This window comes from Pseudomonas sp. VI4.1, from assembly GCF_002029345.1.
Taxonomy (GTDB): Bacteria; Pseudomonadota; Gammaproteobacteria; order Pseudomonadales; family Pseudomonadaceae; genus Aquipseudomonas.
The window spans coordinates 118,328-124,950 of sequence record NZ_MULM01000172.1 but is presented as its reverse complement, the minus strand read 5'-3'; the positions used below and the strand labels follow the sequence as shown (position 1 = coordinate 124,950).

Genomic DNA, 6,623 nt, shown 5'->3' with positions numbered 1-6,623 from the left:
CTCCGCGACCGGCCTGGCCCCAGGTGCAACCCGGTGCCTGCCCGTTGGCCCCATCCAGACCGACAAACCCCGGTGCGCCGGCGCCACCGCGAGCGTCTACCGACAATTGCGGCGCATCCAGCGTCTTGATCTGCAACGTCAGGTTGCGCCCGGCACGGGCAGCCTTGAGGAAGGTGCCCGGCGCACCGCGCGCCCGGTGATCTGGCTGCCTTCGGCCAATTGGGCACGACTGACTTTCAGCGCCAGTGCCTGTTCGCTGGGCACGATCGCGATCCGCGCTTCGCGCCCCAGGTGCAGTTGGTCGACGCTCACTTCGGTCACGTTCGACGGGATTAGCAAAGTGCCATAATCGGCCACTTCCAGGCGTTCCAGGCGCAAGGTGCTGGCGGTGTTGGGCAAGCGCATCAGCGAATTGGTTTCGACGCTTACCACCTGAGCGCAGGCCAATGGGCTGACGAGTGCGGCGAGCAGACAGAGTTTACGCATGGGAAGCCTTCGATACGGTAGGAGCCGGGATGGTTTGCAGGTGGTAAACACCGAAAAAGAGCACCTTCAGGCGATCAAGCCAAGGGTGGGCGCGGCCTCTGAGGCTGCGAAAGCAGAGCACCGCCTCCAGCAGATGAAGGCCTGCCAGCAGGCTGCCGGCCATATTGACCAACACGTGCAGCGGATAGACAAACGGCACGAGCAGGTTGACCAGCACTACCAGCCAGAACAGCAGGGTCAACAGCTTCCCCAGCCACCAGAACACCTTCATACGCTCACCCGTTGAGAATTATTCTTTGCACGCACAGTAACGGCTTCCACACGGGATAAGCCAGAGGGCAATGGCAAATTCTTCATGAAGGTGCCGAATGGCCGCCAGATCGACCATCATGGCTGTCCGACGGCTCTATTACGGGCTTGAGCGATTGATGTGCCGTCGGCATGACCGATCGCCTTGATGCCCACCACATCGGCGTTTTGCAGTTTGCTCATCAGCGCATCCCGCTTGCTTTGCGCGGAAGGGGTCAGGCTGGACGTGTAAGAACACTTATGGTGAAAGCTCCTGTGTGACCGGCCGATGCCGGTTACACAGGAGTAAAGGACCGCATCCGCGACTGCACAAGCCGCGGAATGCGAGGGGCCTAGCGGTTGATTTTGATCTCGGTGCGACGGTTCAGCGCACGGCCGTCAGCGGTTTTGTTATCGGCCACCGGCTGGCTTTCACCGGCACCGGCAACAGATACGAACTCGCTGCGGGGTACGCCTTGGGAGATCAGGTACTCAACCACCGAGTGCGCCCGACGATCAGACAGTTTCTGGTTATAGGCATCACTGCCTACACTGTCGGTGTGACCGGTGACGGTCAACTGGGCAGTGCTGGACTCCTGTTTCAGGCGAGTGGCGATTGTGTTGAGTACTTCTTTATCGGAAGGCGTCAGCGTGGCTTTGTCGAACTGGAAATGAACGTCGCGAATGACGATGACTTCTTCCTTGACCACAACGACCTCTTCGACCACTGGCGCCGGCACCGGTGGAGGGCAACCGTCGGCGTCGACCCGTACGCCTCGAGGCGTGCCCGGGCACTTGTCGCGGCTGTCCGGCACACCGTCGCCGTCTTCGTCGCCATCACCGTGAACCCAGCAATAGGCCGCAGCCGTGCCGCCGATCAGCAGCGCGCCATACCCTGCCCAAGCCGAACTCTCGGTTGCGCCAAGACCCGCACCAACGACACCACCGACCGCCGCACAGGTCGGCCAGTCGGTTTTCTGCAAACCTGCGCAACCAGTCAACACACTGGTTAGCAGAACCAAGGGTAATGCTGTCCGAACTATGCTCATCTAGTTTTCTCCTGAGGGGATCGGCTTGAAGACCGATTCTAGGGAGTAAAGACCCCAGCATTAATCTCCGCCAGCAATAGGCCAGTGCTGTTTAGTCCCGTATTCGCGGCTGATCGACGCTTTTGACTGTACCCAGCTCTGTATCTGGACCTGTGGGCAGGCTAGTCTTGGCACTCTGATTGAGGATATTCGATGATTGCAGGTATTTCTCCGCGCACGCCCCAGCAGGCGCTGGCCGCATTGCTTGATCGTTACGCCCCGGCGCGTTTGTTGCTGATTGGCGCCAGCGAATTCCCCGCGCTTGAAGCGTTCAAGCTCGCCCATCCGGACACCTGCGTGGCCCATGCGGCGCCTGGACCGTTGCCGGACGACCTGGCGGCACGCCGGTTTGATCTGGCGCTGGTGGTCGATTGCCTGGAACATTTGCCCAAGCGCGATGGCCTGAACCTGTTGGGCGGGATACGCAACCTCAATGCCAGCCGCATCGCGGTGCTGGCGGACTTGCCGGCCAGTGGCTGGCAAGAGACCGACTTCTTCTCCCTGGCCCTGCAAGCCAGCGAACGCTTCCAGCGCGACGAACAGGTGCTGACCCTGTTTACCTATGATCTGCTTGACTACAAACAAGTACCCGACTGGCTCAATTCGCGGTTCTGGGCCAATCCGGAAAATTTCGGGAAATATTGGTGGTAACGCAATGAGCACATCTATTTGTCCTTGCGGCAGCGGCACCCTGCTTGACGCCTGCTGCGGTCATTACCATGCCGGGCATCCGGCGCCTTGTGCCGAAGCCTTGATGCGTTCGCGCTACAGCGCCTATGTGCTGGGCCTGATCGATTACCTGGTGGCGACCACCCTGCCCGCGCAACAAGCGGGCCTGGACCGGCAGTCCATCAGCGACTGGAGCGCCCAAAGCACCTGGCTGGGCCTGGATGTGGAAAGCACCGAGGTGCTCGGCGGCCAGCCGGAACACGCGTTCGTCACCTTCACCGCGCGCTGGCACGACGGCGGCGGCGAACACAGCCACCGCGAACGCTCCTCGTTCGTGCAGAACGCCGGCCACTGGTACTTCATCGATCCCACCGTGCAACTGAAGGCCGGGCGCAACGATGCCTGCCCGTGCGCCAGCGGGCAGAAGTTCAAGAAGTGTTGCGCGGGGTATTTCGCCACTTGAGGTAACGCCAAAAGATCGTCGGAACGCGGCCCGAGCCTTCCGCAGCCCCTACGGGTTTACGCCAATCCAATGCAGGAGCTGCCGCAGGCTGCGATCTTTTGGGGCTAGACTGGAGTTCAAGGGAGAACACGACCATGGTCACCCGACGACTCGTACTTCATCTCTTTACGCTGCTCCTGTTTGCGGGGCTCGGCGGCTGTGCGTCATGGTTCAGCGACGACGGGCCGGAGCCACAGGTGCACCTGGTCAAGGTCGAAGTCGTCCAGGCCAAACTGATGCAGCAACGATTCCTCCTGTACTTTCGCGTCGACAACCCCAATGACAGTGACCTGACGGTGCGCGGCCTCGAATACCGGATTCACCTGGGCGACCTGCTGCTGACCGAAGGCGAGCACGAGCACTGGTTTACGGTCGGTCCCAAGCGCAGCGCGTACTTCAAGGTGCCGATCCGCACCAACCTGTGGCCCAAGGTCCGGGACGTGGTGAAACTGCTGAAGAAACCCGATCAGCCCATCCCCTATCGACTGGAGGGTGAAATGGAAACCGGTTTATTCATCGCGCACTACGTGCACCTGGCGCGCAATGGCGTGATAATCCCCGCCGATTTAATTCCGGAGCAACTTCGATGACCCAGCAACCCCATGTCCATGGCCCTGACTGCAACCACGATCATGACCATCACGAGCATCACGAGCACCATGATCACGACCATGGCCATGTCCACGGCCCGAACTGCGGCCACGCCCAGCAGGAACCGGTGCGCAACGCCCTGAAAGACGTCGGCCGCAACGACCCTTGCCCGTGCGGTAACGGCAAGAAATTCAAGAAATGCCACGGGGCTTGAGAACAACGGATCGGTGAACGCCACCAATCCTGCGTAGGAGCCGGCTTGCTGGCGAAGACGGCGGCACATTCAGTAGAGGTGTTGGCTGATAGACCGCTTTCGCTGGCAAGCCAGCGCCTACAGGGGGATCTTCATTGAACGCAAACATCCCGCGGGCTGCGAACTTTGGGCTTGGCAGACAAATCCTGAAATAAGCTGCTTGCGCGGCCACCTCCTGCTCACTAACGTAGCGCCTTTAATGACGCTACCCCCCGCAGGAGCTTTGCCATGGCCTCGCCAGCCCTCATACATTTTCTTCCCCGGTTCGGCGTTGCCGCAGCAGTGGCCGGTGTCTTGAGCCTGACCGGTTGTCAGACCAGGAACACCCAGGACACCCTCCCGCCGACCGCCGGAGTGCAACCGCTCAAAGGACTGGCGCAGAACGTTTCGGTACGACGCAATGCCATGGGCGTGCCGTTGATCGAAAGCAACAGTTTCCATGACGCGCTGTTTTCCCTCGGCTATGTGCACGCCACAGACCGCGTCACCCAAATGGTGACCCTGCGCCTGCTGGCCCAGGGCCGTCTGTCGGAGATGTCCGGTCCGGACCTGCTGGACGCCGACCGCTACATGCGCGCGGTCAATCTGAAGAAAAGCGCCGACGAACTGTACAAAGCGTCTTCGCCGCGCCTCAAGCGCTTTTTCGAAGTCTACGCGCGTGGCGTCAACGCCTACCTGTTCCGCTACCGCGACAAGCTGCCGGCGGACCTCGCCGCCACCGGCTACAAACCTGAATACTGGAAACCGGAAGACTCGGCGCTGATTTTCTGCCTGTTGAATTTCAGCCAATCGGCCAACCTGCCGGAAGAAATTGCCTCGCTGATGCTGGCGCAAACCGTCACCACCGACAAACTGCCGTGGCTGACACCCTCCGCTCCCGATGAAAAACTGCCGGTGGCCGAAGCCGAAAAACTTCAGGGCATCAAGCTCAACGGGCAGGTTCCGGGCCTGGCGGAAATCAGCAAAGCCACCGCCCAACTGTCCGATCTGAACCTGCTGGAGGCCACTTCATCGAACAATTGGGCGATCGCCCCGCAACGCAGCCGCAGCGGTAAGAGCCTGCTGGCCAGCGACAGCCATGGATCGCCGGGCGTGCCGTCCTTGTTCAGTTACGTGCAGATTCGCGCGCCGAAGTACCAGGCGTCCGGTGTCACCATCGCCGGTTTGCCGATGGTGCTGAGCGGTTACAACGGCAAGGTGGCCTGGAGCATGACCTCGGTCATGGGCGATAACCAGGACCTGTTCCTGGAAAAAATCAAACGCCAGGGCAACGGTCTTTCCTACGACGTCGGCGGCAAATGGCAGCCGGTGATCGTGCGTAACGAAAGCTATTTCGTCAAAGGCCAGCGGCCAATTCGCGAAGCGGTGTATGAGACCCGCCATGGCCCGCTGCTCAACAGTGCCCAAGGCACCGCGCTGGCCAACGGCCTTGGCCTGGCCTTGCAGACGCCGAATTTCACCGACGACAAGAGCCTGGATGCGTTTTTCGACTTGTCCCGGGCGCAGAATGTCGAAAAAGCCTCGGATGCCAGCCGCGAAATCCGCGCCATTACTCTGAACCTGGTCTTCGCCGACGCCCGCAACATCGGCTGGCAAGTCACCGGCCGCTACCCGAACCGTCGCGAAGGCGAAGGCCTGCTGCCATCCCCGGGCTGGGAAGGCCGCTACGATTGGGACGGTTACGCCGATCCGATGCTGCATCCTTATGACCAGGACCCGGCCCAAGGCTGGCTCGGCACCGCCAACCAGCGGGTCATTCCCCATGGCTATGGCATGCAACTGTCCAATTCCTGGTCGGCACCGGAACGTGGCGAACGCATGGCCGAACTGGCCGGCGCGGGCAAACACGACACCCGCAGCGTGATCGCCATGCAATACGATCAGACGACGACTTTCGCCGCCAAGCTGAAAAAAACCTTTCAGGCACCCGGCATGGCCCAACCGCTCAAGCAAGCCATTGAAGCGCTGCCGGACGCCGATCGCGGCAAGGCGCGCGAGGCGTACACCCGCTTGATGGCGTTCGACGGCAAACTCAGCCCGACCTCCGCCGACGCAGCGATCTACGAACTGTTCCTCCAGGAAAGCACCCGGCAGATCTTCCTCGACGAACTGGGCCCGGAAACCGGCCCGGCGTGGAAAGCCTTTATCGCCAACGGCAAGTTGTCCTATGCCGCCCAGGCCGATCACCTGCTGGGGCGCGAGGATAGCCCGTTCTGGGATGACGTTCGCACGCCGCAGAAAGAAGACAAAACGGCAATGCTCGCTCGCAGCCTAGCGGCAGCCATCAGCGCAGGCGACAGTCAGTTGGGTGGCAATCACACCGCCTGGCAGTGGGGCAAATTGCATCGCTACGAATGGAAGAATGCCAGCGGCCAGACCGTGCGCGGTCCGCTGCCGGCGGGTGGCGATCACACCACCCTCAACACGGCGGCATTCGCCTGGGGCCAGGATTTCAACACCACCCTGGCACCGACCATGCGCTTGATTGTCGACTTCGGCCTGGCTGAACCGTTGATGGGGCAGAACAGCACAGGCCAGTCCGGCAACCCGGCGAGTGCCAATTACCTGGACAGCATCGATCCGTGGCTCAAGGGCCAGTACATGAGCCTGCCGATGCAGCCGCAGCACTTTGACAAGGTGTATGGGAGCAAGCGGTTGACCCTGACACCAGGCAAATAACCCCTTCCAATGTGGGAGCGAGCCTGCTCGCGAATTCGGTCCGATATGCACCAATGATGTCGATTGA

Annotated in this window: 7 protein-coding genes and 1 pseudogene; 5 read left to right on the top strand and 3 right to left on the bottom strand. The window is 61.1% G+C overall.

Annotation, left to right across the window (positions count from 1 at the left end; genetic code table 11):
* From BZ163_RS23815 to BZ163_RS23805, 3 genes and pseudogenes are all read right to left on the bottom strand, one after another.
* Positions 1-486: pseudogene (locus tag BZ163_RS23815) on the bottom strand (collagen-like protein); the annotation flags it as partial.
* On the bottom strand, positions 479-757 hold the full coding sequence (locus tag BZ163_RS23810; RefSeq protein ID WP_128872840.1) for a DUF1145 domain-containing protein: 279 nt from the start codon (positions 755-757) through the stop codon (positions 479-481). The gene BZ163_RS23810 and the pseudogene BZ163_RS23815, both read right to left, overlap by 8 nt.
* 370 nt (positions 758-1,127) lie before the next feature.
* The gene (locus BZ163_RS23805; RefSeq protein WP_128872839.1) at positions 1,128-1,823 is read right to left on the bottom strand and encodes an OmpA family protein; all 696 of its coding nucleotides are present in this window, start codon (positions 1,821-1,823) and stop codon (positions 1,128-1,130) included.
* Positions 1,824-2,015: 192 nt separating this feature from the next.
* Between BZ163_RS23805 and BZ163_RS23800 the strand changes: the two genes are divergently transcribed.
* From BZ163_RS23800 to BZ163_RS23775, 5 genes are all read left to right on the top strand, one after another.
* Positions 2,016-2,513 carry a DUF6231 family protein gene (locus tag BZ163_RS23800; RefSeq protein WP_128872838.1) on the top strand — a complete coding sequence of 166 codons (498 nt, stop codon included), beginning with the start codon at positions 2,016-2,018 and terminating at the stop codon, positions 2,511-2,513.
* A 4-nt stretch (positions 2,514-2,517) separates the two neighbouring features.
* Positions 2,518-2,994 (top strand): YchJ family protein, encoded by a 477-nt coding sequence (locus tag BZ163_RS23795; RefSeq protein WP_128872837.1) that lies wholly within the window; start codon positions 2,518-2,520, stop codon positions 2,992-2,994.
* A 134-nt stretch (positions 2,995-3,128) separates the two neighbouring features.
* Positions 3,129-3,623: an LEA type 2 family protein gene (locus BZ163_RS23790; RefSeq protein ID WP_128872836.1), complete on the top strand. Its 495-nt coding sequence runs from the start codon at positions 3,129-3,131 to the stop codon at positions 3,621-3,623.
* Positions 3,620-3,838, top strand: a complete 219-nt coding sequence (locus tag BZ163_RS23785) for an SEC-C metal-binding domain-containing protein (RefSeq protein ID WP_128872835.1) — start codon at positions 3,620-3,622, stop codon at positions 3,836-3,838. Before BZ163_RS23790 ends, BZ163_RS23785 begins: the two co-directional genes overlap by 4 nt.
* A gap of 267 nt (positions 3,839-4,105) precedes the next feature.
* On the top strand, positions 4,106-6,556 hold the full coding sequence (locus BZ163_RS23775) for a penicillin acylase family protein (protein WP_128872834.1): 2,451 nt from the start codon (positions 4,106-4,108) through the stop codon (positions 6,554-6,556).
* Positions 6,557-6,623 lie beyond the last annotated feature (67 nt).